Origin of the sequence: Rhabdothermincola salaria (assembly GCF_021246445.1) — a bacterium.
GTDB classification, from domain to species: Bacteria; Actinomycetota; Acidimicrobiia; order Acidimicrobiales; family Acidimicrobilacustridaceae; genus Rhabdothermincola_A; species Rhabdothermincola_A salaria.
Map to the genome: position 1 here is coordinate 261,854 of NZ_JAJQXW010000001.1, position 26,228 is coordinate 288,081.

Here is a 26,228-nt window from a genome sequence, read left to right on the forward strand (position 1 = left end):
CGACCGAAGGACCCCGCCCACCGACACCTCTGTGCACACCGCTGCGGTCCGCTCACCCGCAGCCTCTCGGATCACACGATGGAAGGCCCCTACTCCGCCCGCTTCCCATCGAGCCCAGTCGGGGAGACATCCCGGCGGGCGACCGTGATCCGAGGGGCTGCCGATGAGCGGGCCCGGTCGGTGCCCTGCGTGTCGGGCCGCACCGTCATGGACCACCGCCCCGATCCCCGCTTCGCCCACCAGCCGGTGATGGCCGACGAGATCGTGGCCCTGTTCGCCCCGGTGGCCGCCGGCTGGGTGGTCGACGCCACCCTCGGCGGGGCCGGCCACGCCCGGGCTCTGCTCGACGCCCACCCGCAGGTGCGGGTGCTCGGGATCGACCAGGACCCCTCGGCGCTCGAGGCGGCCCGGGCCCGGCTGACGCCGTTCGGCGATCGGGTGCGCACCGTGCGGGCCCGCTTCGACGCCCTGCCCGAGGTCGCCGACCGCACCCTCGACGGGGCCCCGGTGGTCGGGGTGCTCTTCGACCTCGGGGTGAGCTCGCCCCAGCTCGACCGGGCCGAACGGGGCTTCAGCTATCGCCACGACGCCCCTCTCGACATGCGCATGGACCCCGACGCAGCGCGCTCGGCGGCCGACGTCGTCAACACCTACCCCGAGGCCCGCCTGGCGGCGGTGCTGCGGGAGCTGGGCGACGAGCGCTTCGCCGCCCGGATCGCCAAGGCCGTCGTCGCCGCCCGTCCGGTGGCCACCACCGGCCAGCTGGCCGAGTTGGTGCGCGATGCCATCCCCGCTCCCGCTCGCCGGCGCGGCGGGCACCCGGCCAAGCGGACGTTCCAGGCCCTGCGCATCGAGGTCAACGACGAGCTGGGCATCCTCCCGGCCAGCATCGACGCCGCCATCGACCTGCTGGCTCCGGGCGGCCGCATCGTCGTGCTCGCCTACCACTCCGGCGAGGACCGCATCGTCAAGGCCCGGTTGCGCTCGGCCGCCACCGGGGACTGCAGCTGCCCACCGAGTCTCCCCTGCGTGTGCGGGGCCACTCCCACGGTGCGCCTCCTCAAGCAGGGCGCGTGGAAGCCGACGGCCGACGAGATCGCCGCCAACCCCCGGGCCGAGAGCGCCCGTCTCCGTGGTGCCGAGCGGCTGGCCGCCGCTGACGTCCAGGGAGCACCGTCGTGACCCCCCCGCCCTCCGCCGCGGCCGCCGCTCCCCTCGCCCGGGGAGGCGTGGCGGCCCTCCCGCAGCCGGCGCGGACTCCCGAGCGCGACCCGCGCCCCGATCTCCGGGTCGTCCACCGGCGTCGCCGACGGTGGCAGGTCGGCACGGTGGCCGGCATCGTGCTGTTCGCCTCGTTGTTCGCCGTCGCCGGCTTCCAGACGCTGATCGTGTCCCAGCAGAAGCGGCTCGACGACCTCACCGACCGGATCGCGGTCGAAGCCGACCTGGCCCGCGAGCTCGACGACCAGCTCGCCGAGCTCGAGAGCCCCCAACGCATCACCGAGGCCGCGCGCGACCGGCTGGGCATGGTCTCGCCCCCGGGCGTCGTCTACATCCAACCTCGACCCGACGACGACGCCCGCGCCGCCGAGGTGCCCGGGCGGTGACACCTCCGGGCCCCACCGCGCCTGTCCACGAGTCACCGACCCGCCACGCCCCCTGGAACGACCCGGCGGTCATGGGTGAGCGGGCTCGCCGCCCGCGGCCCGCGACCCGCGCGCCGGATCGCAACCGTCGGTCGCGCGCCCGCGCCGGTGCGGCGGGCGACGAGGGACGGACGTCGACCTCCCGGCCGGATGGCACGACGCGTTCCGACACGGCGATCGAAGGGCGCGCCCGCACCCGCTCCACACCCGCCTCCCGCAGTGGGCCCGTCCGCGTCGGAGGTCGGGGTGGGGTCGGCGCCGCCGCCCCGCACGACCCTCCGGGAGCGCGTCGACCGCACGTCCCCTCGCGGGTGGGTGAGGTCCTCTCCCGCCGCCTGGCGGCGGTGCCCGAGGGGGGCCGCCGGCGACGGGCCGCCCGCCGATCGGTCCACGTCGGCGCCGGCGCCCCGCCCGACCACCGTCGCCGCCTCCTGGCCGTGCTGGCGGTGGTGGGGCTGCTGTTCGCGATCGTGGCGTCCAAGGTCATCGACCTCCAGGTGCTCAACCCCGACCGCCACCTGGCCTGGGGCGTGGCCCAGCGCTTCGACACGACGGTCCTCGCCGCCGATAGGGGGGCCATCCTCGACCGCAACGGCGCCGAGCTGGCCGTCTCGCGTCCGACCCGTTCGGTCTTCGTCGACCCCGAGCTGATCGAGGAGCCCGCCGTCGCCGCCTCGGCGGTCGCGCCGCTGCTCGGGCTCGACGTCGACGAGGTCACCGCCGAGATGGCCGGGGAGGGGCGCTTCGCCTACCTGGCCCGCAAGGTGTCGGCCGACGTCGCCGACCGCATCGCCGCACTGGGGTTGGCGGGGGTGGCGTTCCTCGACGAGAGCGAGCGGTACCTGCCGGCCGGTGACTCGGCCCGCTCCCTGCTGGGCCAGGTCGACGTCGACAACCAGGGCATCTCCGGCCTCGAGGCCCAGTTCGGCGACGTGCTCACCGGCACACCCGGGGAGATCCGCTACGAGCGAACCCCGGAGGGCCAGACCATCGCCGTGGGCGAGCGCGACGTGGTGCCGGCGGTGCCGGGCGACGACCTGATGCTCACCCTCGACCGGTCGATCCAGTTCGAGGCGGAGCGCCTCCTCGCCGAGCAGGTCGCCGCCGTCGACGCCCAGGGTGGTATCGCCATCGTCAGCCGGCCCGAGACCGGTGAGATCCTGGCCATGGCCAACGTGGTCCGTGACCCCGACAGCGACGAGGTCGTGATCGGCACCAACAACGCCGCCCTCACCACCCAGTACGAGCCCGGGTCGGTGATGAAGCCGGTCACCATCGGCGCCGCCCTCGAGGACGGCCACGTGGAGCCCGGCAGCGAGCTCTACCTGCCGTCGACGCTGCCCATCTACGACTACGAGATCCAGGAGGCCGAGCCCCGCGGCCCGGTCACCTGGGACGTCAGCCAGATCCTGGCCGACTCGTCCAACGTGGGCACGGTGAAGATCGGCCAGATGCTCGGCCCCGACCGGCTCCACGGCGCCCTGCGCAGCTTCGGGCTGGCCGAGCCCACCGAGCTGGGGTTCCCCAACGAGGCTCCGGGCGCCCTCCCCGACCCGTCGGACTGGTCCGGCACGTCGCTGGCCACCATCGCCATCGGCCAGGGCGTCGCCGTGTCGCCGCTGCAGATGCTGCTGGCCTACAACGTGATCGCCAACGACGGTCGCTACGTGGCCCCCAGCCTCGTCGCCGCCACGGTCGACGGCGACGGCGTGGAACGGCCCTCGGCTCCGCCCACCCCCCGCCAGGTCATCACGCCCGAGACCGCCGCGGAGCTCAACGTCATGATGCGCAGCGTCGTGGAGACGGGCACCGGCCAGCTGGCGGCCATCCCCGGCTACGAGGTGGCGGGCAAGACCGGCACGGCGTGGAAGCTGCAGGACGGCGGCGGCTACGAGGACGAGCTGGGCGTGCGCCAGTACCAGTCCACCTTCATCGGGTTCGTGCCTGCACAGCAGCCGGCGCTGTCGGTCTACGTCATGATCGACGAACCGTCCGGCTCGCGCTACACGGGAGGGGCCACCGCCGCTCCGGTCTTCTCCAAGCTCGGGAGCTTCGCCCTGCGTCGCCTCGGCATCGCCCCCCCGGCCACCGACAGCGCCAACGGAGGTGCGGTCGTCGACGGCGGCGTCGGCCCGGCGGCCGCGCCCGGCGTCGAGGCGGTCGGCGAGGTGGGCGAGGACGGTCGTGTCCGCGCCCTGCCCGCCGGCACCCCGGTGGCCCCACCGAGCACCGTCCCGCACGGCGCCCAGGCCGAGGAGTAGACGGCAGTGAGGGTCGACGAGGTCGCCTCGGTCCTCCCTGGAGCCGTCGTGATCGGGGACGCGGCGGCCCCGGTCGCTGACCTGACCCTGGATTCACGCGAGGTCGCCCCGGGGTGGCTGTTCTGCTGCGTGCGGGGCGAGCACCACGACGGCCACGACTTCGCGGCCACCGCGGTGGCCGCCGGCGCCGCTGCGTTGCTCACCGAACGCCGACTCGACGTGGCCGTCCCCCAGATCGTCGTGCCCGAGAGCCGGCTGGCCACCGCGCTCGCTGCCGCCCACCTCCACGGGCAGCCGTCGCAGGCCCTCGACGTGGTGGGGGTGACCGGCACCAACGGCAAGACGACCACCACGCACCTGCTGGGCGCCGTGCTGCGCCGGGCCGGTCGGTCGACGGAGCTCCTCGGCACCCTGTCGGGGGCTCGTACCACGCCCGAGGCCCCCGACCTCCAACGGCGCCTGGCCCGCTGGCGCGCCGACGGGGTGGACGCGGTGGCCATGGAGGTCTCCTCGCACGCCCTGTCACTGCACCGAGTGGACGGCACCCGCTTCCGCGTGGCGGTCTTCACCAACCTCAGCCGCGACCACCTCGACTTCCATCGCAGCGAGCAGGCCTACTTCGAGGCCAAGGCCCGCCTCTTCACACCCGAGCTGTGCGAGCGGGCCGTCGTCAACCTCGACGACCCCCACGGGCGCCTGCTGGCCGATGCCGCTCTGGTGCCCACCGAGGGCTACCGACTGGCCGACGCCGAGGACCTGCAGCTCTCCGTCGCCGGCTCCAGCTTCCGGTGGCGGGACCACCCCGTGCGGCTCGGGATCGGTGGTGCCTTCAACGTGGCCAACGCCCTCGCCGCCGCCGCTGCCGCCCGGCTCCTCGGCGTGCCCGACGACGTGGTCGCCGCCGGGCTCTCGGATCCGGTGGTCGTCCCGGGACGGTTCGAGATCGTGGACGAGGGCCAGCCCTACGCCGTCATCGTCGACTACGCCCACACCCCCGACGGCCTGGCCCACCTGCTGGCCAGCGTCGCTCCGCTGGTCGGGCCGGGCGGCGACGCCCCGGGCGCGGCGACGGGCCGGGTCACGGTCGTGTTCGGCTGCGGCGGCGAGCGTGACCGCGAGAAGCGGCCCCTCATGGGCGAGGTGGCGGCGCAGGGAGCGGATCGGGTAATCCTGACCGCGGACAATTCGCGGGGCGAAGACACCGGAGCCATCATCGACGCAGTGACGCAGGGATTCCACCGGGCTCGGCCCCGTCGGGCCGACGCCGTGGTGGTGGAGCCCGATCGCCGGACCGCCATCGCCGCCGCGTTGCGCGCGGCCGAGCCCGGCGACGTCGTGGTCCTGGCCGGCAAGGGCCACGAGGCCACCCAGGACATCGGCGGGGTGCTCACGCCCTTCGACGACCGCCAGGTCGCCCGCGACGAGCTGCGGCGGATCGGGGGCGCCTCGTGATCCGCCTGCTCGTCGCCGCCGGCGTGGCCCTGGCCGTGTCGCTGATCGGCACCCGCCTGCTCATCACCGCCCTCGAGCGCCGCCAGATCGGCCAACCCATCCGGGAGGACGGGCCCGAGGGCCACATCACCAAGGCCGGCACCCCGACGATGGGCGGCGTGGCCATCGTGCTGGCCGCCACCGTCGCCTGGGGCATCAGCGACCTCTCGGGCGCCGTCTACACCCGGCGAGGTCTGCTGTGCATGGCCGCCATCTTCCTGGCCGGGGTGGTGGGTCTCGTCGACGACGGGCTCAAGGTCTTCCGGGAGCGCAACCTGGGCCTCAACAAGCGGGCCAAGATCCTCGGTCTGCTCACCGTGGCGGTGGGGTTCTCGGTGAGCATGTTGGTGTTCACCAACGTGCAGACGACCATCTCCTTCACCCGCTACGACTATCCCGGCTTCGAGCTGGGCGACATCGGGTGGGCCGTCTTCGCGGTCGTGCTGATCCTCGCCACCACGAACGCCGTGAACCTCACCGACGGGCTCGACGGCCTGGCGGCGGGCTCGTCGATCTTCGCGTTCGCGGCCTACACCGTCATCGCCTTCTGGGGCTTCCGCCACGAAGGCGTGTACGGCAACGAGAGCTTCCTCGACACCGCAGTGGTCGCCGCGGCCATGCTCGGGGCCTGCGCCGGGTTCCTGTGGTGGAACGCGGCCCCGGCGAAGATCTTCATGGGCGACACCGGGTCGTTGGCGATCGGCGCCGGCCTGGCCGTCCTGGCGCTGTCGACCAACACCCAGCTGCTGTTGCCCATCGTCGGTGGTCTGTTCGTGATGGAGACGGTGTCGGTCATCCTCCAGGTCGGCAGCTTCCGGCTCCTCGGTCGCCGCGTCTTCCGCATGGCCCCTCTCCACCACCACTTCGAGCTGGGTGGTTGGCCGGAGACGACCGTCATCATCCGCCTGTGGATCGTGGCTGGCTTGTTCACCGCGCTGGCGCTCGGTCTCTACTACGCCGACTTCGTCCGCCTCCCGGGGACGATCGACTGATGGGCGCCCGCGACGACACCACGGAGCCGACCCCCCGCCGGGCGCTGGTCATCGGACTCGGCATCACCGGCCGCGCCGTCGCCCGTGCTCTGCGAGCGCGCGGGGCCGAGGTCGCGGTGGTCGAGGACCATCCCACCCCCCGCACCGAGGCTGCGGCACGATCCCTCGCCGTGGACCTTCTGGCGGCGCCCAGTGCCGACGAGCTCGAGCGGGCAGTGGCGGGGGTCGACGCCGTCCTGCCCAGCCCTGGTGTCCCCGACGCCCATCCGGTGTTCGCCGCCGCCCGCCGCCTCGAGGTGCCGGTGCGATCGGAGTTCGACCTGGCCCGGGCGTGGGACGACCGGCCGGTCGTGGCCGTCACCGGCACCGACGGCAAGACCACCGTCACCACCATGGTGACGTCGATGCTGATCGCCGCCGGCCGGCGCGCCGTCGCCTGCGGCAACACCGATGTGCCCCTGGTGGAGGCGATCGACGACCCTGCCACCGACGTGTTCGTGGTGGAGGCGTCGTCGTTCCGTCTCGGTCACACCCACCGCTTCCGCCCGGCCGTCGCCGCCTGGCTGAACTTCGCTCCCGACCACCTCGACGTCCACGATTCCCTCGAAGCCTACGAACGGGCCAAGGCGCGCCTGTGGGCCGACCTCCCTGCGGACGCCGCGGCGGTGGTGAACCTCGACGACCCCGTCGTCCGATCGCACCGGCCCGTTTCCGCCCGGGTCGTCACCTTCGGTCTCGACCCCGACCAGCGACCCGACGCCACCGTGCGCGCCGGGCGCTTGGTCGCCGCCGACGGAGTCGACCTCGTCGGCGTCGACGAGCTGCCCAGAGCCCTCCCGCACGATCTCTCCAACGCCCTCGCCGCGGCCACCGTGGCGAGGTGCGCCGGGGCCGACGTCGAAGCCGTGCGGGGCGTCCTGAGGTCGTTCACCGCCCCGGCCCACCGGGTGCAGGAGGTGGCGGTCGTCGACGGCGTCCGCTGGTTCGACGACTCCAAGGCCACGACCACCCACGCCACGCTGGCGGCCGTGGCCGGCTTCGACTCGGTGGTCCTGGTGGCCGGCGGGCGCAACAAGGGCCTCGATCTGGGCGTCCTCGCCGGCACCGTGCCCCCGGTGCGAGCCGTGGTCGCCATGGGGGAGGCCGCCGACGAGGTGGCCGCCGTGTTCGCCCGCACCGGACTGCCCGTCGAGGTCGTGCGCACCGACATGGGCGACGTGGTGCGAGCCGCCGCCGACCTCGCCCGTCCCGGCGACGTCGTGGTGCTCTCCCCGGCCTGCACCTCGTTCGACTGGTTCGGCTCCTATGCCGAACGGGGCGACGCCTTCACCCGCGCCGTGCGCACCCTCCACGACGCGACGGAGCGATCATGACCTCCCCCCTGGTCGCCCTGCGTCGGCGGCGCACCGGTCGCAGCCCCGTCGACGGCCCCGACGGTCTGGATCGCGCCGATCGCGCCGATCGCGCCGAGCGGGTCGAGCGCGAGCCGCTCGGGTCGGGCTCGTCGTTCGCGTGGATGTTCGGGCTGGTGGTGGTGCTCAACCTCATCGGCCTGCTGATGGTGCTGTCGGCGTCGGCCGTCACCGCCCTCTACGAGTACGGCTCGCCCTGGTACCAGTTCCAGCGCCAGTTCCTGTGGCTGTCCATCGGGTCGGTGGCCCTGCTCATCGCCTTGCGCATCGACTACCACCGGTGGCGCCGGTACACGCGCCTGGTCCTGCTGGCCGCCATCGCGCTGTTGGTCCTGGTGCTGGTGCCCGGCGTCGGCGTCGACGCCAACGGCGCCACCCGGTGGTTGGGCTACGGCCCGTTCAGCTTCCAGCCGTCGGAGCTGGCCAAGCTGGCTCTGGTGCTCTTCGCCGCCGACCTGCTCGCCCGCCGGGGCTCGAAGGTGCGCAACTGGCACCTCGGCCTCAAGCCCGTGATGGTGGTCTTCATCGTCGTGGCCGCGCTGGTGATGGCTCAGCCCAACCTGGGCACCACCCTCGTGCTGGCCGCCGTGGTGCTGGTGATGTGCTTCGTGGCCGGGACCCCGACCACCCCCCTTGCGGTCACCACCGGCGGTCTGGTGGCCGGCGCCACGTTCTTCGCCTTCTCCGAGCCGTACCGCTTCCGGCGCCTGATGGCCTTCCGTGACCCCTGGGCCGACCCCCTCAACCTCGGCTTCCAGACCGTGCAGAGCCAGACCGGGCTGGCCAACGGCGGCCTGCTCGGCACCGGGCTCGGTGAGGGGAGGGCCAAGTGGGGGTTCCTGCCCGAGGCCCACACGGACTTCATCTACGCCATCATCGGCGAGGAGCTCGGCCTGTTGGGTGCGCTGGCCGTCGTCGCCCTGTTCGTGTTGCTCGGCGTGCTCGGGGTGCGCACCGCGCTGCGAGCGCCCGATCGCTACGGGATGCTGCTCGCCACCGGGATCACGGCGTGGATCCTCGTCCAGGCCTTCGTGAACATCGGGGCGGTCGTGGGCGTGCTGCCCATCACCGGCGTCCCGCTGCCGTTCGTGTCGGCCGGCGGGTCCTCGCTGCTGTTCACCATGGCCGGCGCCGGCCTGCTGCTCAACATCGCCCGCCAGGCGCGCTGATGGGTCGCAGGGCCTCCAGCCCGCTCTCCTGGGCGGTGGTCGCCGGGGGCGGCACCGCTGGGCACGTGCTGCCCGGGCTCGCCGTGGCCCGGGCCCTCGTCGCCCGGGGTCGTGCGCAGGACTCGATCCACTTCGTGGGCAGCGAGCGGGGGCTCGAGGCCCGCCTGGTCCCCGAGGCCGGGTTCCGGATCACGCTCCTGCCCGGTCGCGGCATCCAGCGCCGTCTCACGGTGGCCAACATCGGCGCCATCTGGGGTCTGCTGCGGGCCATGGTCGAGGGGATCGCCCTCATCCGGCGCGAGCGGCCCGCGGTGGTCGTCGTGCTGGGCGGCTACGCCAGCGTGGCGTGCGTGCTCGGCGCCGTGCTGTGGCGGGTGCCGATCGTGGTGACCGAGCAGAACGCCCGGGCCGGTGCCGCCAACCGCCTCGCCGGCCGGTTCGCCAAGGCCTGTGCGGTGCCCTTCGACGAGACGGACCTGCCCCATCGGGTCGTCACCGGCAACCCCGTGCGCTCCGAGGTGCTGGCCGTCGATCGCGTGGCCGACCGGGCCACGGCGCGGGCCGCCCTCGGACTGCCGGACGACCGCACGGTCGTGGCCGTGGTGACCGGGTCGCTCGGCTCACGCCGGGTCAACGACGCCGTGTGGGGGGCGCTACCCAGGTGGGCCGGCAGGGGGGACCTCGCCGTGCGCCACGTGCTCGGCAGCCGCGACCACGACGCCGGTCCGCCGCCGGTGCCCGAGATCCCGCCGGACGGTCTGCGCTACCAGGCCGTCCGCTACGAGGACCACATGGACCAGGTCCTCGCCGCCGCCGACCTGCTGGTGTCGCGGTCGGGAGGGACGACCGTGGCGGAGGTGGCCGAGGTCGGGCTGGCCTCGGTGCTGGTGCCCTTCCCGGCCGCGCCCCGCGACCACCAGACGGCCAACGCCGCCCCGTTGGTGCGGGCCGGCGCGGCCATCATGGTGCCCGACGTCGAGCTCGACGCCGACCGGTTGGTCGCCGTCGTCGAACCGCTCCTCGACGACCCGGACCGGTTGGCGTCGATGGGAACGGCCGCCCGTAGCCTCGCCCATCCCGATGCCGCCGACCGGGTGGCCGACCTCGTGGAGGAGCACGCCCGCCGTGAGCACTGAGCCCGAGTCCACCGAGGAGGCCCCGGCCACGAGCGCGGCCGCCGCCATCGCCGAGGCCGCCGGACGCATCGACCTGTCCGGGACGAGGGTCGTCCACGTCGTCGGCGTGGGCGGGGCGGGGATGAGCGCCATCGCCGAGGTGCTCGCCGCCATGGGCCACCGGGTCAGCGGCAGCGATCTCAAGGAGTCCCCCGGCCTCGAGCGGCTCCGGGCGCTCGGCATCGACGTCACCATCGGCCATGCCGGCGACAACGTGCCCGACGACGCCGACTTCGTCGCCGTCTCCACGGCGATCCCCGCCCGCAACACCGAGGTCCGCGCCGCCGAGGCCCGGGGGGTGCCGGTGGTGCGTCGGGCCGAGCTCCTGGCGGCCGTCGCCGCCACCCGGCGAGCGTTGGCCGTCGCCGGCACCCATGGCAAGACCACCACCTCGTCGATGCTGGCCCTCGTGCTGGTCGAGGCGGGCGAGCGACCGTCGTTCATCATCGGTGGCGACGTCAACGAGATCGGCTCGGGGGCGGCGTGGGACAGCGGCGAGTGGTTCGTGATCGAGGCCGACGAGAGCGACGGTTCCGGGTTCGCCCTGCCCCGCCACGGGTGCATCGTGACCAACGTCGAACCCGACCACCTCGAGTTCCACGGGTCGGTCGAGGCGCTGCACGCCGCCTTCGCGTCGTTCCTGGCGGCCACGCCCGGCCCGCGGGTGGTGTGTGCCGACGACCCGGTCGCGAGCGCGCTGGGCCGAGCCCACGACGCGGTCACCTACGGCACCGCCGCGGACGCCGACTACCGCCTCGTCGACCTGCAGAGCGGCCGGGGAGGCGTTCGCTTCGACCTGCACCGTCGCGGCCAGCTGCTGGGCGAGGTCGTGCTCCCCGTGCCCGGGGCCCACAACGCCCGCAACGCGGCGGCCGCGGTCACCCTGGCGCTGGAGCTCGGGGTCGACTTCGCGCCGGCGGCGGCCGCGCTGGCCCGCTTCGCCGGGGTGGCCCGCCGCTTCCAGTTCCGGGGCGAGGCCGCCGGCGTCACGTTCGTCGACGACTACGCCCACCTGCCCACGGAGGTGGGTGCCGCCCTCGGCGCCGCCCTCGACGGCGGGTGGTCGCGGGTGGTCGTCGTCTTCCAGCCTCACCGCTACAGCCGCACCGAGGCCCTCTGGCCCGAGTTCGCCGACGCGTTCGAAGGCGCCGACGCGGTCGTCATCACCGACGTGTACGCCTCGGGCGAGATGCCGAGGCCGGGCATCAGCGGCAAGCTGGTGGTCGACGCCGTGCTCGACGCCCACCCCCATCGCCAGGTGGCGTACCTGCCTCGTCGGCGCGACGTCGTCGACTACCTGACGACCCGGCTCCGGCCCGGCGACCTGTGCCTCACTCTGGGCGCCGGTGACCTCACGGCCGCCCCCGACGAGGTGCTCGACCGCCTGGCCCTGGCCGACCAGCCGGCCTCGTGACGGAGTCGTCGTGAGCCAGCCCGCTGCGGTGCTCGAACGGGCGGCTGCGGAGCTGGGCCCCATCGCCCGGGCCGACGTCCCCCTCGGTCCGCTCACCACCTACCGGGTGGGCGGACCGGCGGCTCTGCTGGTGGCCGACGCCGGCCTGGCCGAGCTGGCCCGGGTGGCCGACGTGGTTCGGGCCACCGGCGTGCAGGTGCTGGTCGTGGGGCGGGGGTCCAACCTCCTCGTGGCCGACGACGGCTTCCCGGGCATCGCCGTCACCCTCGGCGACAGCCTGGCCGAGGTCATCCTCGAGGGCACCACGGTCGTCGCCGGCGGTGGCGCCGCGCTGCCGGTCGTGGCCCGCCGTACCGCCGCCGCCGGGCTCACGGGCTTCGAGTGGGCGGTGGGGGTGCCCGGTTCGGTGGGTGGGGCCGTGCGCATGAACGCCGGCGGACACGGCTCCGACATGGCGGCCAGCCTCGTCAGGGTCCGCGTCCTCGACCTGGCCACCGGCGAGGATGGGTGGATGCCCGCTGCCGCGCTCGACCTCGGCTACCGGTGTTCGGCGCTCACCGCCACCCAGGTGGTCGTGGCCGCCGAGTTGGCGCTCGCCGCCGGTGAGGCCCGACGGGCCGAGGCCGAGCTCTCCGGCATCGTGCGGTGGCGGCGGGCCCACCAGCCGGGCGGAGCCAACGCCGGTTCGGTGTTCACCAACCCGCCCGGCGACTCCGCCGGTCGTCTCATCGAGGCCGCCGGGCTGAAGGGCCATCGGGTCGGCCGCGCCCATGTCTCCACCAAGCACGCCAACTTCATCCAGGTCGACGACGACGGGTCCGCCGCCGACGTGGCCGCGCTGATGGCGGCGGTCCGAGCCGCCGTGCGCGCCAACACCGGGGTCGACCTGCACGCCGAGACGCGCCTCGTCGGGTTCGCCCCGGAGGTCGTGGCCGCGGCCGGCGCCACGCCCGACAACCCTCGACAGGAGGTCGAGGGTTGAGCACCCGGACGTTGGACCGTCCGGTCGACGACGGCGTCGACCCGCGCATCGCGGCGCGCCGTGTCGCCGTCGCCGCTGATCGCCGACGGCGTCGCCTGCGTTGGACGGCCTGGTTCCTGGTCGCGGCCACCGCCGCCGCCGGGGTCTGGTACGCCACCCACAGCTCGCTGCTCGACGTGGAGGTGATCCGGGTCGACGGGGCGACGCAGACCACTCCCGACGAGATCCGCGGGGCATCGGGTGTCGTCCCCGGCGATCCCCTGCTCTGGATCGACGAGGGCGCCGCGATCAGGGGCATCGAGGCCCTGCCCTGGGTGGCCTCGGCCACGGTGCGGCGCAACGTCGACGGCACCGTGCGGTTCGCCGTCGTCGAGCGGGCCGCAGCCGTCACCGTCGCCACGCCCGAGGGGGCCCCGGCGCTGGTCGACGGCACCGGTCGGGTGCTCGCCGTCGTCGCCCCCGAGGAGCTCGCCGCGCACGACCCGCCGTTGGTCCCCGTGGAGGGCGTCACCGCCCCCGTCGCGGGCCAGTCGCTCGGACCGGCGGCCGACGGCGCCCTCGGCGTGGTCGAGCACCTCACCCCGGGCCTGCGCTCGCGACTCACCGCCGTTCGCATCACCCCTTCAGGGGAGCTCGAGCTGGCGCTCGTGCCCGACATCGTGGTCGAGCTGGGTCGGGCCACCGAGCTCGACACCAAGCTGGCCTCGCTGGTCACCTGGCTGTCCCAGGTCGACCAGACCGATCTCGCCACCGTGAGCATGCGGGTGCCCGAGCTGCCCACGGCCACGCGCCACACGCCATGACCACCGCCGCACCAGCGGGAGATACCCGGGTGACGGCCAGGTGTCGGGTATCCTCGGCCAGCTCTCACCATCGACGTGAGGTCGACGGGCGGCGGGTGCTGAGCACCCGGTCGACGCCGCTACCGCTCCCGTCGTCTCCACCAGTTCGCCCCGTACGTCCAACCATCTCGTAAGAGGAGAGGCCCATGGCCGCCAACCCGCAGAACTACCTTGCGGTCATCAAGGTCGTCGGTGTCGGCGGCGGTGGCGTCAACGCCGTCAACCGCATGATCGACGCCGGACTGAAGGGCGTGGAGTTCATCGCGGTGAACACCGACGCCCAGGCGCTGCTCATGAGCGATGCCGACATCAAGCTCGACATCGGCCGTGAGCTCACCCGGGGCCTCGGCGCGGGCAGCGACCCCGAGGTCGGCAAGGCCGCCGCCGAGGCCCACAAGGACGAGCTCGAGGAGGTGCTCAAGGGCGCCGACATGGTGTTCATCACCGCGGGCAAGGGCGGCGGCACCGGCACCGGTGCGGCTCCGGTCATCGCCGAGATCGCCAAGGGCCTCGGTGCCCTCACCATCGGCGTCGTCACCCGGCCCTTCGGCTTCGAGGGCAAGCGGCGGGCGGTGCAGGCCGAGTCGGGCATCAAGATCCTGAAGGAGAAGGTCGACACGCTGATCGTCATCCCGAACGATCGCCTGCTCACCGTCTCCAACGACAAGACGTCGGTGCTGAACGCCTTCAAGATGGCCGACGAGGTGCTCCTGCAGGGCGTGCAGGGGATCACCGACCTCATCACCACCCCGGGCCTGATCAACACCGACTTCGCCGACGTGAAGATGATCATGAGCGATGCCGGTTCGGCTCTCATGGGCATCGGCTACGGCTCTGGTGAGGGGCGGGCCCTCTCGGCCGCCCGCGCCGCCATCTCCTCGCCGTTGCTCGAGGCCTCCATCGAGGGCGCCCGCGGCATCCTGCTCACCATCGCCGGTGGCAGCGACCTGGGCCTGTTCGAGGTCAACGAGGCCGCCGAGGTCATCCACGGCGTGGCCCACCCCGACGCCAACATCATCTTCGGTACGGTCATCGACGACGAGATGGGCGACGAGGTCCGCGTCACCGTCATCGCCGCCGGCTTCGACCGCTGGGACGGCGAGAAGAAGGGTGCCATCCGTGGCGCCGGCGGCGGCGATGCACCCGTGCGCGACGTCTTCGCCTCCGACGATGACGACGACGACATCGACGGCGACGACGACGACTTCGACGTCCCGTCGTTCCTGCAGTAGGACGCACCCTCCCCCGTGCCCGACGACGAGCCCCCGGTCTCCGCCCCGGGGGCTCGCTCGCGCCCGGCACCGGGCGCGCCCCCCGCGGGTGCCGACCGTGTCGCGGTGGAGGGCATGGCCCCTCCCAGGGGTCGGGGTGTGCCGTCGATGATGGGTCCCGACCTCATCGCGCTGGTTCGCACCACCGACGTCCGCGACGGGGACCTGCACGTCGAGGGCGAGCCCGGTCCGTTGCAGGCCCGCCGCCGCCAGATCCTCGATCGCCCTTGGGTGTGGATGCGCCAGGTGCACGGCTCCGACGTGGTGGTGCTGGGCGACGACGACCCGGCGGAGGCCGTGGCCGGGGTCGACGCCGATGCCGTCGTCACCCGCCGCACCGACGTCGTCCTGGCCGCCAACTCCGCCGACTGCGCCGCCATCGCCCTGGTGGGGGCAGCCGGGGCTGGCCCCGCGTCCACCGTGGTGGACCGTCCCGACCTGGCCGACGGTGCCGCCATCGGCGTCGTGCACGCCGGCTGGCGGGGGCTGCAGGCCGGGGTGGTCGGCGCCGGGGTGGCGGCGCTGCGCCGGCTCGGTGTCGACCGGGTGCAGGCCCACCTGGGCCCGTGCATCGGCCCGGAGTGCTACGAGTTCGACGGCCCCGAGCTCGACGCCCTGGTGGCCCGGTTCGGGCCCACGGTGGCCGGGCGCACCCGGCAGGGTCGTCCTGCCCTCGACCTGCGCCTCGGCGTGCGCCGCGCCCTCGAAGAGGCCGGCGCCGAGCTGGTCACGCGGTCGGTGCGGTGCACGGCGTGCGGCACCACCACCGATGCCCCGGACCGCGGCGGGTGGGGGAGCGGAGGAGCGCAGCTGTTCTCCCACCGTGCTCGAGCCGACGCGGGACGCCAGGCGATGCTGGTGTGGCTCGAGCGGCCGTCCCTCGGGGGTCCCGCGTGACCGGCCCCGTCGACGGCCCTGCCCCCGTCGACCGCCACGCCGTCGCCGCCCGCCTGGCCGATGTGCGGCGTCGCATCGCCGGCGCCGGTGGCGACGACGGCATCCGGGTCTTGGCCGTCACCAAGGGGTTCGGGCCCGACGCCGTCGAGGCCGCGCTGGAGCTGGGCCTGACCGCCGTCGGCGAGAACTACGCCCAGGAGCTGGTGGCCAAGGTGGAGGCCCTCGGGACCGATCGCGACCCGATGCCCCGCTGGCACTTCCTCGGCCGCCTGCAGCGCAACAAGGTCCGCCTGCTGGCCCCGCACGTGGGGGTCTGGGAGAGCGTGGACCGCGGCCCGTTGGTCGACGAGATCGCCAAGCGGGCCCCCGGCGCGGTCGTGTACGTGCAGGTCGACCTCTCCGGCGAGCCTCAAAAGGGCGGGGCGGCTCCGGCCGAGGTGCCGGGGCTGGTGGCGCGGGCCCGAGACGCCGGCCTCGCCGTGCGGGGGCTCATGGGGGTCGGGCCGGCCGGGCCGGCCGAGGCCGCCCGGCCCGGGTTCCGGATGCTCGTCGCCCTCGCCGACGAGCTCGGCCTGGTCGAGCGGTCCATCGGCATGACAGGGGATCTCGAGGTGGCCGTCGCCGAGGGTGCGACCGAGGTGCGAGTGGGCACGGCGTTGTTCGGGCCCCGGCCCTCCCGTGCCGACCCGCCCTCACCGTCGAGTGGAGGCGCGCCCTCACCCTCTGACGGAGGGTGACGGAGGTCGGGGTCGCGTCCTTCGGGGGGTCGAGGCGTGGGATGGGGTCCCGGCGCACTACCCTCTCCCGACACGATCGAACGCCGAGCGGGTGGCCCCGCGCGGTCACGGAGGACCTTCCATGGCGAACAGTTGGCGCAAGGCCATGACCTACCTCGGGCTCGGCCCCGACGAGGAGTACGAGGACTACGACGCGGGGTACGACGAGCCCGTCGCTCGCGAGCAGCCAGCGCCTCGTCAGGCCCCTCCTCCCCGGCAGGCCCCGGCGTCGCGTCCCGCCCCGGCCCAGGGTGGTGGTCGCCCGGCCGGTCGCCCCCGTCCCACCCCGGGACCCAGCGCCGCCCCGCCCCCGCCCAACCCCTTCTCCACGCCCCCGCCCGACGGCGGTGAGCCGCCGTCGGTGCGCACCCTGCCCGCCCCGGGCGACGACAACCCCAAGCCCCGGGTGCGTGCCGTGCCGCGCACACCGCAGGCCAAGCCGCACCTCGTCACGCCGTCCTCGTTCAACCAGGCCCAAGAGGTGGCCGACCGCTTCAAGGCCTCCCAACCGGTCGCCCTCGACCTCGGCGATGCCGATCGCGACCTCTCGCGGCGCCTGATCGATTTCTGCAGCGGCCTGTGCTACGGCCTGGGGGGGCACATGGAGAAGGTGGTCGGCCAGCTGTACCTGCTGACCCCGGCAGGGGTGGAGGTCGCCCCTGAGGAACGCCGTCGCCTGGGTGACCCCTCCCTGGCCGACGCCTAGGCGCCGGCGGTGATCGGTCTCCTCCTCGCGCTGCTCCAGCTGTTCCTGCTGGCCCTGCTGGCGCGCATCATCCTCAGCTGGTTCCCTGCCACCGGCGGTGCGCTCGACAGCGTGCAGCGGGTGCTCTTCCGCATCACCGAACCGGTGCTCGCCCCCGTCCGGGCCATCCTCCCGCCGGTGCGTCTCGGGGGCATGGCCCTCGACCTGTCGCCCATCGTGGTGTTCATCCTGCTGCAGCTGCTGATCGGCTTCCTGGCCGGTCTCTAGGGCACTTCGGTGTGGGTGGTGCGATCGGGCCGGCATGACCGCCGAGGTGCCGAGGCGCCGGTACCATCGCCCGGATGGAAGGCACCTCCGGCACCCCGCACCTGCTCACCGACGTCCGGTTCTCGGTCAGTCGCAAGGGCTACGACCCCGACGAGGTCGACAACTTCCTCGAGCGCGTGAGTGCGGCCGTCGCCCAGCTGCAGGACAAGCTCCGTCAGGCCGCGGCCCAGGCCGAGTCCGCCGAGGTCCGCGCCACCGAGGCCGCCCGGGCCCGCGACGGGCTCCACCAGCGCATCCAGGAGCTCGAAGCGGAGCTGGCCGCCACCCGCGAGGGCCTGGCCGCGGCGGCTCCGATGCCCGCCCGGAACCCGGAAGAGGAGGTCGAGCAGGCCTCCACGATGCTGCTGATGGCCCAGCGCACGGCCGACGCCGCCATCGAGGAGGCCAACGCCAGCGCCCGCAGCACGTTGGCCGATGCCCGCTCTCAGGCCACGGCCACGATGAGCGACGCCCAGCAGGAAGCCGACCGCCTCCTGGCCCAGGCCCGGGCTGAAGCCGAGTCCCTCGTGACGCGACGCCGCGAGACCCTCGCCGAGGAGGTCCGGGGCCTCGAATCGGTGCGCGACGCGGTCACCGCCGATCTGGCCACCCTCGAACAGCACGCGGGGGAGCAGCGCGACGCCATCCAGGGTGCGGTGGCCCGCCTCCAGAGCGTCCTCGACGACCCCTCGGCGTTCCGGGTGGGCTTCGCTCCCGGCCTCAGCGGGGCGACGGCCAGCGACGTGCTGATCGAGGACGACACGCCGGAACCGGTCCACGACGCGGCGCCCGAGCCCGAGCCCGAGCCCGAGCCCGAGCCCGAGACGGCGGGCGAGTCCGAGCCCGAGCCTTGGGCTCCGGTGGCAGTCGCCGACCGCGACGCGTCAGAGGCCGGTGGTGCTGGCGGTCCCGCCACCGACCAGGTGCCGGCGACGGTCGTCTTCGACGACGAGGCCACCGCGGCGGTCCCCGCCACCGGGCCCGGCAGCCTCTTCGGTGCCTCCGGGCGCGAGGAGGGCGAGGAGGACTCCCCGCTCGGTCCTCCCGACGACGAGGCCGATGCCGCCATGCGGGCGTTCTTCGAGGCCGAGTTCGACGACGATCCCGGTCGCTGACCGGGAGCGGCGACCACCGTCGCGGTAGGGCCGCACGGTGGGGCCGGGTACTCAGGCGTCGACGCGCTCGAGTGACACGCCGATGGGGCGACCGTCGATCTCGACCGTGGTCCGGTCGGCGGCGCCCACGTCGAGGGCGACCGCCAGCACCTCGGCTCGGATCTCGTCGCGGTGGCGGTCGATCACGGCCTGGAGCGCCGGATCGGCGTCGAGGGTCACCCGTACCCGGTCGGCGATGGCGAGCCCGGCGGCCTTGCGGGCGTTGTTGAGGGCACGCACCAGCTCTCGGGCGGTGCCCTCGGCCCGGAGGTCGTCGTCGATCTCGAGGTCGAGCGCCGCAGCCCAGCCGTCGTCCTCGACGAGGGCGAGCGTGGCGTGACGTTCGGCGCGGACCTCGACGTCGCCGGCCTCGAGGCGCTCGCCGGCGATCTCGATCCATCCGTCGCGGTCGAGCGCCGTGCGCAGCTGCGAGCCGTCGGCCGCGGCCAGCGCCGCCTTCACGTCGTTGACCCGAGGTCCCAGGCGGGGCCCGAGGGTGCGGAAGTTGGGCACGACCGTCCAGCTCATGAGCCCGGACAGGGTGTCGATGCGCTCGAGGGCCTTGACGTTGAGCTCGCTGCGGATCTCGGCCTCGACGTCGTCGTCGAGCTCGACGCCGGGGTGCAGCAGCATCGCCCGCGAGAGGGGCTGGCGGCCCTTCACCTCGGCGTCGGTGCGGGCGGCCCGGCCCAGGGTCACCAGGCGCCTCGCCGCCGCCATGCGTTCGGCGAGGGCGTCGTCGCGGCGGCCCTTGTCCGCCGGCCAGTCCGACAGGTGCACCGAGGGGGCACCGGTGAGGGCGGTGTAGAGCTCGTCGGCGAGGAACGGGGTGAACGGTGCCATGAGCTGGCTCACGGTGACCAGGCACTCGTGGAGGGTGGCGTGGGCGACCGGGTCGCTGGCCTTCCAGAAGCGCGGCCGTGAGCGGCGCAGGTACCAGTTGGAGAGGTCGTCGACGAAGGCGGTGAGGCGACCGGCTGCGGCGAAGGCGTCGAAGCCGTCGAGGGCCTCGGTGACGGTCGCGACGGTGCCGTCGAGCTCGGAGAGGATCCAGCGGTCGAGGACGTGGTCGGCGGTCGGGGTCGTGTCGTCGGTCGGCGGGGACCACCCGTCGAGGTCGGCGTAGGTGGCGAAGAACGACCAGACGTTCCACAGCGTGAGCAGGGTCTGTCGGGTGGCTTCCCGGATGCCGTCGGGGAAGACCCGTCGAGGGGTCCAGGGCTGGCCGGCGGAGAAGAAGTACCAGCGCAGGGCGTCGGCGCCGAGCGTGTCGAAGATCTCGAACGGGCTGATGACGTTGCCCCGCGACTTCGACATCTTCTGGCCGTGCTCGTCGACGATGAGGGCCAGGCACACGACGTTGCGGTACGGCGTGGTGTCGAACACCAGACCGTTGACGGCGAGCAACGAGTAGAACCAACCGCGCGTCTGGTCGATGGCCTCGCAGATGAAGTCGGCGGGGAAGGCCCGGTCGAAGCCGCCGTCGTCGGCGAAGGGGTGGTGGTGCTGGGCCGCGGGCATGGAGCCCGAGTCGAACCAGGCGTCGAGCACCGGGGTGACCCGGCTCATGGCGCCGGCGCACCCCTGTTCGGTGCAGGGGAAGGTCACGTCGTCGATCGAGGGGCGGTGCAGGTCGAGCTCGTCCAGAGCCCGGCCCTGGCGTTCGGAGAGCTCGGCCACCGACCCGATGCAGTGGTCGTGGCCGCAGGTGTCGCACCGCCAGATCGGCAGGGGGGTCCCCCAGTACCGATCGCGCGAGAGCGCCCAGTCGACGTTGCCCTCGAGCCACTTGCCGAAGCGTCCGTGCTTGATGAACTCCGGGTGCCACGTGATGGCCTCGTTCTCGCGCATCAGCGTGTCGCGCTGCTCGGAGGTGCGCACGAACCACGAGGTCTTGGCCCAGTAGATGAGCGGGGTGCTGCAGCGCCAGCAGTGGGGGTAGCTGTGCTCGTAGTCCTGGCGACGCACCAGCAGCCCCCGCTCGGCGAGGTCGGCGATGATGTCGTCGTCGGCGTCCTTGACGAAGCGGCCGGCCCAGGGGGCGACCGAGGTGTCGAAGGCGGCGGAGGCATCGACCGGGTTGAGCACGGGGAGGCCCTCGGCCCGCCCCACCTGGGCGTCGTCCTCGCCGAACGCAGGCGCCAGGTGCACGATGCCCGAGCCGTCGTCGGTCGAGACGAAGTCGCCGGGGACGACGCGCCAGCCGTCGGCGCCGGGTGGGGGCTCGAGGAGGTCGAAGGGCCGCTGGTAGCGCTGCCCGACGAGATCGGTGCCGGACATGCGGGCCACCACCTCGGCGTCCTCGGGCGCCCGGGCCGCGGCCATGACCAGGTCACGGCCACCACCGGTGTCGCGGACCCGCACGTAGTCGATGTCGGGACCCACCGCCGCGCCGGTGTTGGAGACGAGCGTCCAGGGGGTGGTGGTCCACACCATGAGGTCGGCGTCGTCGTCGACGAGGGGGAAGCGCACGTACACCGACGGGTCGACCACGTCGCGGTACACATCGGGCTGACCGAGCTCGTGGCTCGAGAGGGCGGTGCCGCAGCGCCCGCAGTACGGCGACACCTTGTGGCCCTCGTAGAGCAGGCTCTTGTCCCAGAGCTGGCGCACCAACCACCACACCGACTCGATGTAGTCGTTGTCGAGGGTCCAGTAGGCGTCGGCCGTGTCGATCCAGACGCCGGCCCGGTCGGTGAGGGCCTCCCAGTCGGCCACGTAGCGCTGCACCGACTCGCGGCAGCGGCGGTTGAACTCGGCGATGCCGAACGACTCGATCTCGTCCTTGGTCGAGAGGCCGAGCTCTTTTTCGACCTCGAGCTCCACCGGCAGGCCGTGGCAGTCCCATCCGCCCTTGCGAGGCACGTCGCGACCCCGCATGGTCTGGAAGCGGGGGTAGAGGTCCTTGAAGGCACGCGCCCACACGTGGTGCAGGCCGGGTCGGCCGTTGGCGGTCGGCGGGCCCTCGTAGAACACCCAGGGCTCGTTGCCCTTGCGGAGCTGGCGAGCGGCGCCGGGGACGTCGGCGGCACGCCAGCGCTCGAGCACGCGCTGCTCGAGCGAGGGGAGATCGAACTCGGGATCGACGGGGCCGAAAGCCATCCCGCCAGGCTACGTGGCGGCGGCCAACCCCTCGGCACGTTGACCCGGGGAGTCTCCGGACGTATGATCCGGCACCTTTGTGGCGGGGTGGGGGAGCTCACCGAGGCCGAGAAGCACCCAACGTGGCCCTCGGGTCGCCGCCGGGTGGCGTCGGTCCCGGCGACGGCCCCGTCACCCTGTCAACGACGTTCGCAGTCGGTGGAGCCGTCCCGTACCGCTCTGCCACCCAACCGAGAAGGTCATCCACTCGCGTGAACAGCAAGCCTCCGGCCAAGAAGGCCTCCGCTAAGAAGGCCCCCGCCAAGAAGGCGGCGCCCAAGAAGGCTCCGTCGTCGTCATCGGCGAAGAAGGCGCCGGCCAAGAAGGCAGCCCCGGCGAAGAAGGCCTCCGCCAAGAAGGCCCCGGCCGAGAAGGCGACGCCCAAGAAGGCGCCGGCCAAGAAGGCGGCCCCGGCGAAGAAGGCCTCCGCCAAGAAGGCCCCGGCCAAGGTCGAGAGCCCGTTCGACGACAAGTTCCTCGAGTCCCAGAAGGCGCTGCTGATCGAGGAGCGCCGTCGTCTGGTCCACGACGCCGACAGCCTCACCGCCGAGGCCAACTCCCTGGCCGAGCTGCGCGAGCCGGGCGACGTCCAGTTCGACGAGGAGTCCGGCGAAGGCGACACGCTCGCAGTCGAGCGCGAACGCGACCTGGCCCTGTCGGCGCAGTTCCGCCACCAGGTCGAGGAGATCGACCACGCCATGGCCAAGTTCGACAAGGGCACCTACGGGATCTGCGAGATCTCGAACACCCCGATCCCCAAGGAACGCCTGAAGGCCATCCCGTGGGCTCGTGAGCGGGTGGAGCACAAGGTCGGGGGCTTCGGACGCCGCTAGTCCGAGCACCCATGACCTCGCCTCGCACCTCAGGAGCACGGGGTGGCGGCGGACTCGGCTCGGCCGGCACCCATCGGGTCCTCTTCGCCACTGTCGCCATCGGCTGGCTGCTCGCCGACCAGCTCACCAAGTCGTGGGCCGAGTCCGCGCTGCTCACCCGCAACATCGATCTGGTCGGGAGCCTGCGCTTCAACCTGGCCTACAACACCGGCGCCTCGTTCGGCCTCGGCAGTGGGTACGGCGCCTGGATCTCCGTGGTGGCCCTCGTGGTGGTCGCCATCCTGCTGTGGCAGGGTCGCAGCGTGGGCACCCGCCTCGGCGCCGTCGCGCTGGGGATGATCGTGGGCGGCGCGATCGGCAACATCGTCGATCGGGCCTTCCGGGGCGACGACGGCTTCATGAGCGGCGACGTCGTCGACTTCGTCGACCTGCAGTGGTGGCCGATCTTCAACGTGGCCGACGTCGGCATCGTCGTGGGAGGCATCCTCCTGGTGTGGTCCACCCTCCGGGTCCCGGAGGAGTCGGACGAACCCGACGCACCGATCGAGCCGGACGGGCCCGACCCGAGCGCCGGCGAACAGCCCGACGGCGCCGGCGACCGGACACCCGGCGACCGGACACCCGGCGACCCCCGACGAGACGAGCCCTGACCGTGGCCGTCGAGGAGGAGGTCCCCGCCGCACTCGACGGTGAGCGCATCGATCGCGTCGTGGCCATGATGACGGGCGCCTCCCGATCGGAGGTCTCGAAGTGGTTGTCCGAGGGGCTCGTCGCCCGCAACGACGAGGTCGTGGCCGTCCGCTCCACGCGGGTGGCTGAAGGTGACATGGTGGCCGTCGACGTGGACCTCGATGCCCCTCCGCCGTCCCTCGAGCCCGAGCCGGGTATCGAGGTGTCGGTGGTCCACGTCGACGACGACCTCATCGTGGTGGACAAGCCGGCCGGGCTGGTGGTGCACCCCGGTGCCGGCAACGACACCGGGACCCTGGTGCAGGGCCTGCTGGCTCGCTTCCCCGAGCTGCGCGACGTGGGCGACCCGCTCCGGCCGGGCATCGTCCACCGCCTCGACAAGGACACGTCGGGGCTGTTGCTCGTCGCTCGCACGCCGGCCGCCCACGAGGCCCTCACCGCCATGATGGCGGCGCGTGAGGTGCAGCGCCGCTACCTCACGTTGGTCTGGGGCCACCCGGAGGCCGCCAGCGGCCTCATCGACGCCCCCATCGGCCGGTCCGCCCGCGAGCCCACCAAGATGGCGGTGAGCGCTCGGGGCAAGGAGGCCCGCACCCGCTACGAGGTCCGCCAGACGTTCGACGAGCCGGTCGAGGTGGCCCTCCTCGAATGCCGGCTGGAGACGGGGCGCACCCATCAGATCCGCGTCCACCTGGCGGCGATCGGTCACCCGGTCGTGGGAGACGCCCGCTACCGCGGCGCCCGCGCCGCGCTGGCGGCACCGCGGATGGTCCTGCACGCGGCGTCGCTCGAGCTGCGCCACCCGGTGCACCGCGACCAGGAGCTCCGCTTCGAGTCGCCCCTCCCGGCCGACCTGGCGGCGGTGATCGACGGCCTGCGCTGAGGCGCACCGGCGGCGAAGGCCGCTCGGGTGCCGTTCGATCGGGTCGAGGTCAGTCGGCGGTGGTGCCCGCCCAGGTCGGGGTGATCGCGGGGCTCGACGTGGTCTCGCCCGGCCACGCCGCTTCGCCGCGAGCCATGCGGACGATGTCGGCGAGGGTGGCCGCCTCGAGGTAGCGCCGCATGTGCTCGCCGACGTCGGCCCACACGGCCAGCAGCACGCACTGGCCCTCGTGGTCGCAGGCTCCGTCGGTGTGGGGTTCGCCGAAGTCGCCGGCCACGATCGGACCGTCGACCGCGCTGACGATGTCGGAGAGGCTGATCTGGTCCGGCGGGCGGGCCAGCACGTAGCCGCCCCCGACGCCGCGCTTGGAGCGCACCAGCCCGGCGCCCTTGAGGGCCAGCAGGATCTGTTCGAGGTAGGGCTGGGGGAGCGCGGTGCGCTCGGCGATGTCGCGCACGGACGTCGGTCCTGTGGAGTCGGCGTGCAACGCCAACGACAGCAGGGCCCGACTGGCGTAGTCGCCTCTGGTCGACACCTTCACGTCCGGCATCGTAGGGCCCGCATCTGCAGGATCGTCGCCAACGCCCGTTGCCGGGTCGCCACGGCCCGTGTCCGACGACACCTCCCGGGCGGCCCCCATGTGGTCGCGGGGCTCTCTGCTGGCGCTACCGTGGGGCCTGACGCCCGGAGGATCTGCCAGTGGCCGACGCCCAACCCGTGCTCCCCGACTACGAGGGAGCCTGCATCACCAACGTCGTTCCGGCGTTGCTCGACCCACCGGCCGTGTGGCCGACCTGGTTCCCCGAAGGCGCCGCCGACGCCGAGCAGGTCGTCTTGCTCGTGCTCGACGGCCTCGGTTGGGACCAGCTCCAGCAGCGGGCATCGCTGGCCCCCACGCTGTGCGCTCTGGCCGGGGGTCCCATCACCACCGTGGCCCCGTCCACCACCGCCACCGCCCTCACCTCGATCACCACGGGGCTGGCTCCGGGCGAGCACGGCGTCGTCGGCTACCGCATCGACGTCGACGGCGAGGTCCTCAACGTCCTGCGCTGGCAGGCCTCGGGACGCGACGCCCGCGCCACCATCCCTCCCGAGAAGATCCAGTTCCACGAGGCGTTCGAGGGGCACCGGCCGCCGGTGGTCACCAAGGCCGAGTTCCGCACCTCCGGGTTCACCGCCGCCCACCTCGACCGCACCCGCATCTCGGGATGGCGGATGAGCTCGACCCTGGTCACCGAGGTCGGCCAGCTGCTCGATGCCGGTGAGCCCTTCGTCTACGCCTACTACGAGGGCATCGACAAGGTGGCTCACGAGTACGGCCTCGGGGCGCACTACGACGCCGAGCTGGTGGCCTGCGACCGGCTGGTCGCCGACCTGCTCGAGGCGCTGCCCCCTGGTGCCGCCCTGGTGGTCACCGCCGACCACGGCCACGTCGAGGTGGGCGACAACCTCGTCGTGCCCGCCCCGGAGGTCATGAGCCACGTGCGCAGCCAGTCCGGTGAGGGTCGGTTCCGGTGGCTGCACGCCCGCCCGGGGCACGCCCGACAGCTGCTCGAGGCCGCCACCGAGCACCACGGTGGGGTGGCGTGGGTGGTGAGCGTGGACACCGTGGTCGACGACGGATGGCTGGGACCGGTCGTCTCCGACGCGGCCCGCGCCCGGCTCGGCGACGTGGCCCTCGTCGCCCGCGAGCCGGTGAGCTTCGTGGACCCCGACGATTCGGGTCCCTACGAGTTGATCGGTCGCCACGGTTCGCTGACCCGGGGCGAGATGCTGGTGCCGCTGCTCGTCGGCGTCGCCCGTTGAGCTCGGCCGACGCCGACGGTCAGCCCGTCCGCACCCCGGACCAGGCCCACGCGCTCGTCGCCGACCTGCTGGTGCTCACCGACGACGCCGTGCGGGTGCGAGCCGAGCTCACCGCCGCGGCCCGTGATCGACCCCCCGCCCCCATCGCCGACGTCAAGGCGCTCGAGGCCCGGCTGTCGGAGCTCCTCGACGAGGTGGTGGGCCTCGGCGTGCAGTTGAAGGGGTGGGCGCCGTTGCTGGTCGACATCCCCGTCGAGGTCGACGGCCGCCAGGTGCTCTTCTGCTGGTTGGAGGGCGACCGTCGGCTGTCGTGGTACCACGAGCTCGACCACGGCTTCGCCGGGCGGCGCCCGCTCAGCGACCTGGGCTGAGCCCGCCGAT

24 protein-coding genes are annotated in these 26,228 nt (G+C 73.5%); 22 read left to right on the forward strand and 2 right to left on the reverse strand.

Annotation, left to right across the window (positions count from 1 at the left end; translation table 11 throughout):
* Window positions 1-207: 207 nt before the first annotated feature.
* The 17 genes from rsmH (at window position 208) to LUW87_RS01345 (ending at window position 18,455) form a co-directional block, all read left to right on the forward strand.
* On the forward strand, window positions 208-1,182 hold the full coding sequence (gene rsmH / locus LUW87_RS01265; protein WP_283250896.1) for a 16S rRNA (cytosine(1402)-N(4))-methyltransferase RsmH: 975 nt from the start codon (window positions 208-210) through the stop codon (window positions 1,180-1,182).
* Entirely contained in the window at window positions 1,179-1,607 is a 429-nt protein-coding gene (locus LUW87_RS01270) for a septum formation initiator family protein (RefSeq protein ID WP_232669262.1), read from the forward strand. The genes rsmH and LUW87_RS01270 overlap by 4 nt, the downstream gene beginning before the upstream one ends.
* 350 nt (window positions 1,608-1,957) lie before the next feature.
* Window positions 1,958-3,907: a peptidoglycan D,D-transpeptidase FtsI family protein gene (locus LUW87_RS01275; RefSeq protein ID WP_232669263.1), complete on the forward strand. Its 1,950-nt coding sequence runs from the start codon at window positions 1,958-1,960 to the stop codon at window positions 3,905-3,907.
* 6 nt (window positions 3,908-3,913) lie between these two features.
* Window positions 3,914-5,359, forward strand: a complete 1,446-nt coding sequence (locus LUW87_RS01280; RefSeq protein WP_232669264.1) for a UDP-N-acetylmuramoyl-L-alanyl-D-glutamate--2,6-diaminopimelate ligase — start codon at window positions 3,914-3,916, stop codon at window positions 5,357-5,359.
* A complete protein-coding gene (mraY, locus tag LUW87_RS01285; protein WP_232669265.1) occupies window positions 5,356-6,390 on the forward strand; it encodes a phospho-N-acetylmuramoyl-pentapeptide-transferase in 1,035 nt (344 codons plus the stop codon). The genes LUW87_RS01280 and mraY overlap by 4 nt, the downstream gene beginning before the upstream one ends.
* Window positions 6,390-7,763 (forward strand): UDP-N-acetylmuramoyl-L-alanine--D-glutamate ligase, encoded by a 1,374-nt coding sequence (gene murD, locus LUW87_RS01290; RefSeq protein ID WP_232669266.1) that lies wholly within the window; start codon window positions 6,390-6,392, stop codon window positions 7,761-7,763. Before mraY ends, murD begins: the two co-directional genes overlap by 1 nt.
* Window positions 7,760-8,971: a putative lipid II flippase FtsW gene (gene ftsW / locus LUW87_RS01295; RefSeq protein ID WP_232669267.1), complete on the forward strand. Its 1,212-nt coding sequence runs from the start codon at window positions 7,760-7,762 to the stop codon at window positions 8,969-8,971. Before murD ends, ftsW begins: the two co-directional genes overlap by 4 nt.
* Complete coding sequence (locus tag LUW87_RS01300; protein WP_232669268.1) at window positions 8,971-10,107, forward strand: UDP-N-acetylglucosamine--N-acetylmuramyl-(pentapeptide) pyrophosphoryl-undecaprenol N-acetylglucosamine transferase; 1,137 nt, start codon at window positions 8,971-8,973, stop codon at window positions 10,105-10,107. Before ftsW ends, LUW87_RS01300 begins: the two co-directional genes overlap by 1 nt.
* Window positions 10,097-11,560 carry a UDP-N-acetylmuramate--L-alanine ligase gene (gene murC, locus LUW87_RS01305; protein ID WP_232669269.1) on the forward strand — a complete coding sequence of 488 codons (1,464 nt, stop codon included), beginning with the start codon at window positions 10,097-10,099 and terminating at the stop codon, window positions 11,558-11,560. Before LUW87_RS01300 ends, murC begins: the two co-directional genes overlap by 11 nt.
* Before the next feature lie 10 nt (window positions 11,561-11,570).
* Window positions 11,571-12,542, forward strand: coding sequence for a UDP-N-acetylmuramate dehydrogenase (gene murB, locus LUW87_RS01310; RefSeq protein ID WP_232669270.1), 972 nt, complete (start codon window positions 11,571-11,573; stop codon window positions 12,540-12,542).
* A complete protein-coding gene (locus tag LUW87_RS01315; protein ID WP_232669271.1) occupies window positions 12,539-13,345 on the forward strand; it encodes a cell division protein FtsQ/DivIB in 807 nt (268 codons plus the stop codon). Before murB ends, LUW87_RS01315 begins: the two co-directional genes overlap by 4 nt.
* 185 nt (window positions 13,346-13,530) lie before the next feature.
* A complete protein-coding gene (ftsZ, locus tag LUW87_RS01320) occupies window positions 13,531-14,616 on the forward strand; it encodes a cell division protein FtsZ (protein ID WP_232669272.1) in 1,086 nt (361 codons plus the stop codon).
* A 114-nt stretch (window positions 14,617-14,730) separates the two neighbouring features.
* Entirely contained in the window at window positions 14,731-15,552 is an 822-nt protein-coding gene (locus LUW87_RS01325) for a purine nucleoside phosphorylase YfiH/LACC1 family protein (RefSeq protein ID WP_232669273.1), read from the forward strand.
* The gene (locus LUW87_RS01330) at window positions 15,549-16,289 is read left to right on the forward strand and encodes a YggS family pyridoxal phosphate-dependent enzyme (protein WP_232669274.1); all 741 of its coding nucleotides are present in this window, start codon (window positions 15,549-15,551) and stop codon (window positions 16,287-16,289) included. The genes LUW87_RS01325 and LUW87_RS01330 overlap by 4 nt, the downstream gene beginning before the upstream one ends.
* A gap of 121 nt (window positions 16,290-16,410) precedes the next feature.
* On the forward strand, window positions 16,411-17,034 hold the full coding sequence (locus tag LUW87_RS01335; RefSeq protein ID WP_232669275.1) for a cell division protein SepF: 624 nt from the start codon (window positions 16,411-16,413) through the stop codon (window positions 17,032-17,034).
* Window positions 17,035-17,043: 9 nt separating this feature from the next.
* Complete coding sequence (locus LUW87_RS01340) at window positions 17,044-17,301, forward strand: YggT family protein (protein ID WP_232669276.1); 258 nt, start codon at window positions 17,044-17,046, stop codon at window positions 17,299-17,301.
* A 74-nt stretch (window positions 17,302-17,375) separates the two neighbouring features.
* Complete coding sequence (locus LUW87_RS01345; RefSeq protein ID WP_232669277.1) at window positions 17,376-18,455, forward strand: DivIVA domain-containing protein; 1,080 nt, start codon at window positions 17,376-17,378, stop codon at window positions 18,453-18,455.
* A 51-nt stretch (window positions 18,456-18,506) separates the two neighbouring features.
* On the opposite strand, the gene ileS is transcribed toward LUW87_RS01345, so the two are convergent.
* Window positions 18,507-21,596: an isoleucine--tRNA ligase gene (gene ileS, locus LUW87_RS01350; RefSeq protein ID WP_232669278.1), complete on the reverse strand. Its 3,090-nt coding sequence runs from the start codon at window positions 21,594-21,596 to the stop codon at window positions 18,507-18,509.
* 251 nt (window positions 21,597-21,847) lie between these two features.
* Here ileS and LUW87_RS01355 point away from each other — a divergent pair, with 251 nt between their 5' ends.
* Genes LUW87_RS01355 through LUW87_RS01365 form a run of 3 tightly spaced genes read left to right on the forward strand, consistent with a single transcriptional unit; the run spans window position 21,848 to window position 24,041 of the window.
* Window positions 21,848-22,468, forward strand: coding sequence for a TraR/DksA family transcriptional regulator (locus LUW87_RS01355; RefSeq protein ID WP_232669279.1), 621 nt, complete (start codon window positions 21,848-21,850; stop codon window positions 22,466-22,468).
* Between the two features lie 11 nt (window positions 22,469-22,479).
* The gene (gene lspA, locus LUW87_RS01360) at window positions 22,480-23,118 is read left to right on the forward strand and encodes a signal peptidase II (protein WP_232669280.1); all 639 of its coding nucleotides are present in this window, start codon (window positions 22,480-22,482) and stop codon (window positions 23,116-23,118) included.
* A 2-nt stretch (window positions 23,119-23,120) separates the two neighbouring features.
* Window positions 23,121-24,041 (forward strand): RluA family pseudouridine synthase, encoded by a 921-nt coding sequence (locus LUW87_RS01365; RefSeq protein WP_232669281.1) that lies wholly within the window; start codon window positions 23,121-23,123, stop codon window positions 24,039-24,041.
* Window positions 24,042-24,090: 49 nt separating this feature from the next.
* Here LUW87_RS01365 and LUW87_RS01370 read toward each other — a convergent pair whose 3' ends face one another.
* Complete coding sequence (locus tag LUW87_RS01370; protein ID WP_232669282.1) at window positions 24,091-24,582, reverse strand: RrF2 family transcriptional regulator; 492 nt, start codon at window positions 24,580-24,582, stop codon at window positions 24,091-24,093.
* Between the two features lie 158 nt (window positions 24,583-24,740).
* Between LUW87_RS01370 and LUW87_RS01375 the strand changes: the two genes are divergently transcribed.
* A complete protein-coding gene (locus tag LUW87_RS01375; RefSeq protein WP_232669283.1) occupies window positions 24,741-25,847 on the forward strand; it encodes an alkaline phosphatase family protein in 1,107 nt (368 codons plus the stop codon).
* Window positions 25,844-26,218, forward strand: coding sequence for a DUF2203 domain-containing protein (locus LUW87_RS01380; RefSeq protein ID WP_232669284.1), 375 nt, complete (start codon window positions 25,844-25,846; stop codon window positions 26,216-26,218). The genes LUW87_RS01375 and LUW87_RS01380 overlap by 4 nt, the downstream gene beginning before the upstream one ends.
* The last annotated feature ends 10 nt before the right edge of the window (window positions 26,219-26,228 follow it).

What these genes read in the sequence shown, in the direction of transcription:
- ftsZ (WP_232669272.1), top strand. Translation starts at nt 13,531, where the DNA reads ATGGCCGCCAACCCGCAGAACTACCTTGCGGTCATCAAGGTCGTCGGT.
- LUW87_RS01335 (WP_232669275.1), top strand. Translation starts at nt 16,411, where the DNA reads ATGGCGAACAGTTGGCGCAAGGCCATGACCTACCTCGGGCTCGGCCCC.
- LUW87_RS01325 (WP_232669273.1), top strand. Translation starts at nt 14,731, where the DNA reads ATGGCCCCTCCCAGGGGTCGGGGTGTGCCGTCGATGATGGGTCCCGAC.
- ileS (WP_232669278.1), bottom strand. Translation starts at nt 21,596, where the DNA reads ATGGCTTTCGGCCCCGTCGATCCCGAGTTCGATCTCCCCTCGCTCGAG.
- ftsW (WP_232669267.1), top strand. Translation starts at nt 7,760, where the DNA reads ATGACCTCCCCCCTGGTCGCCCTGCGTCGGCGGCGCACCGGTCGCAGC.
- rsmH (WP_283250896.1), top strand. Translation starts at nt 208, where the DNA reads ATGGACCACCGCCCCGATCCCCGCTTCGCCCACCAGCCGGTGATGGCC.
- LUW87_RS01300 (WP_232669268.1), top strand. Translation starts at nt 8,971, where the DNA reads ATGGGTCGCAGGGCCTCCAGCCCGCTCTCCTGGGCGGTGGTCGCCGGG.
- LUW87_RS01345 (WP_232669277.1), top strand. Translation starts at nt 17,376, where the DNA reads ATGGAAGGCACCTCCGGCACCCCGCACCTGCTCACCGACGTCCGGTTC.
- murD (WP_232669266.1), top strand. Translation starts at nt 6,390, where the DNA reads ATGGGCGCCCGCGACGACACCACGGAGCCGACCCCCCGCCGGGCGCTG.
- lspA (WP_232669280.1), top strand. Translation starts at nt 22,480, where the DNA reads ATGACCTCGCCTCGCACCTCAGGAGCACGGGGTGGCGGCGGACTCGGC.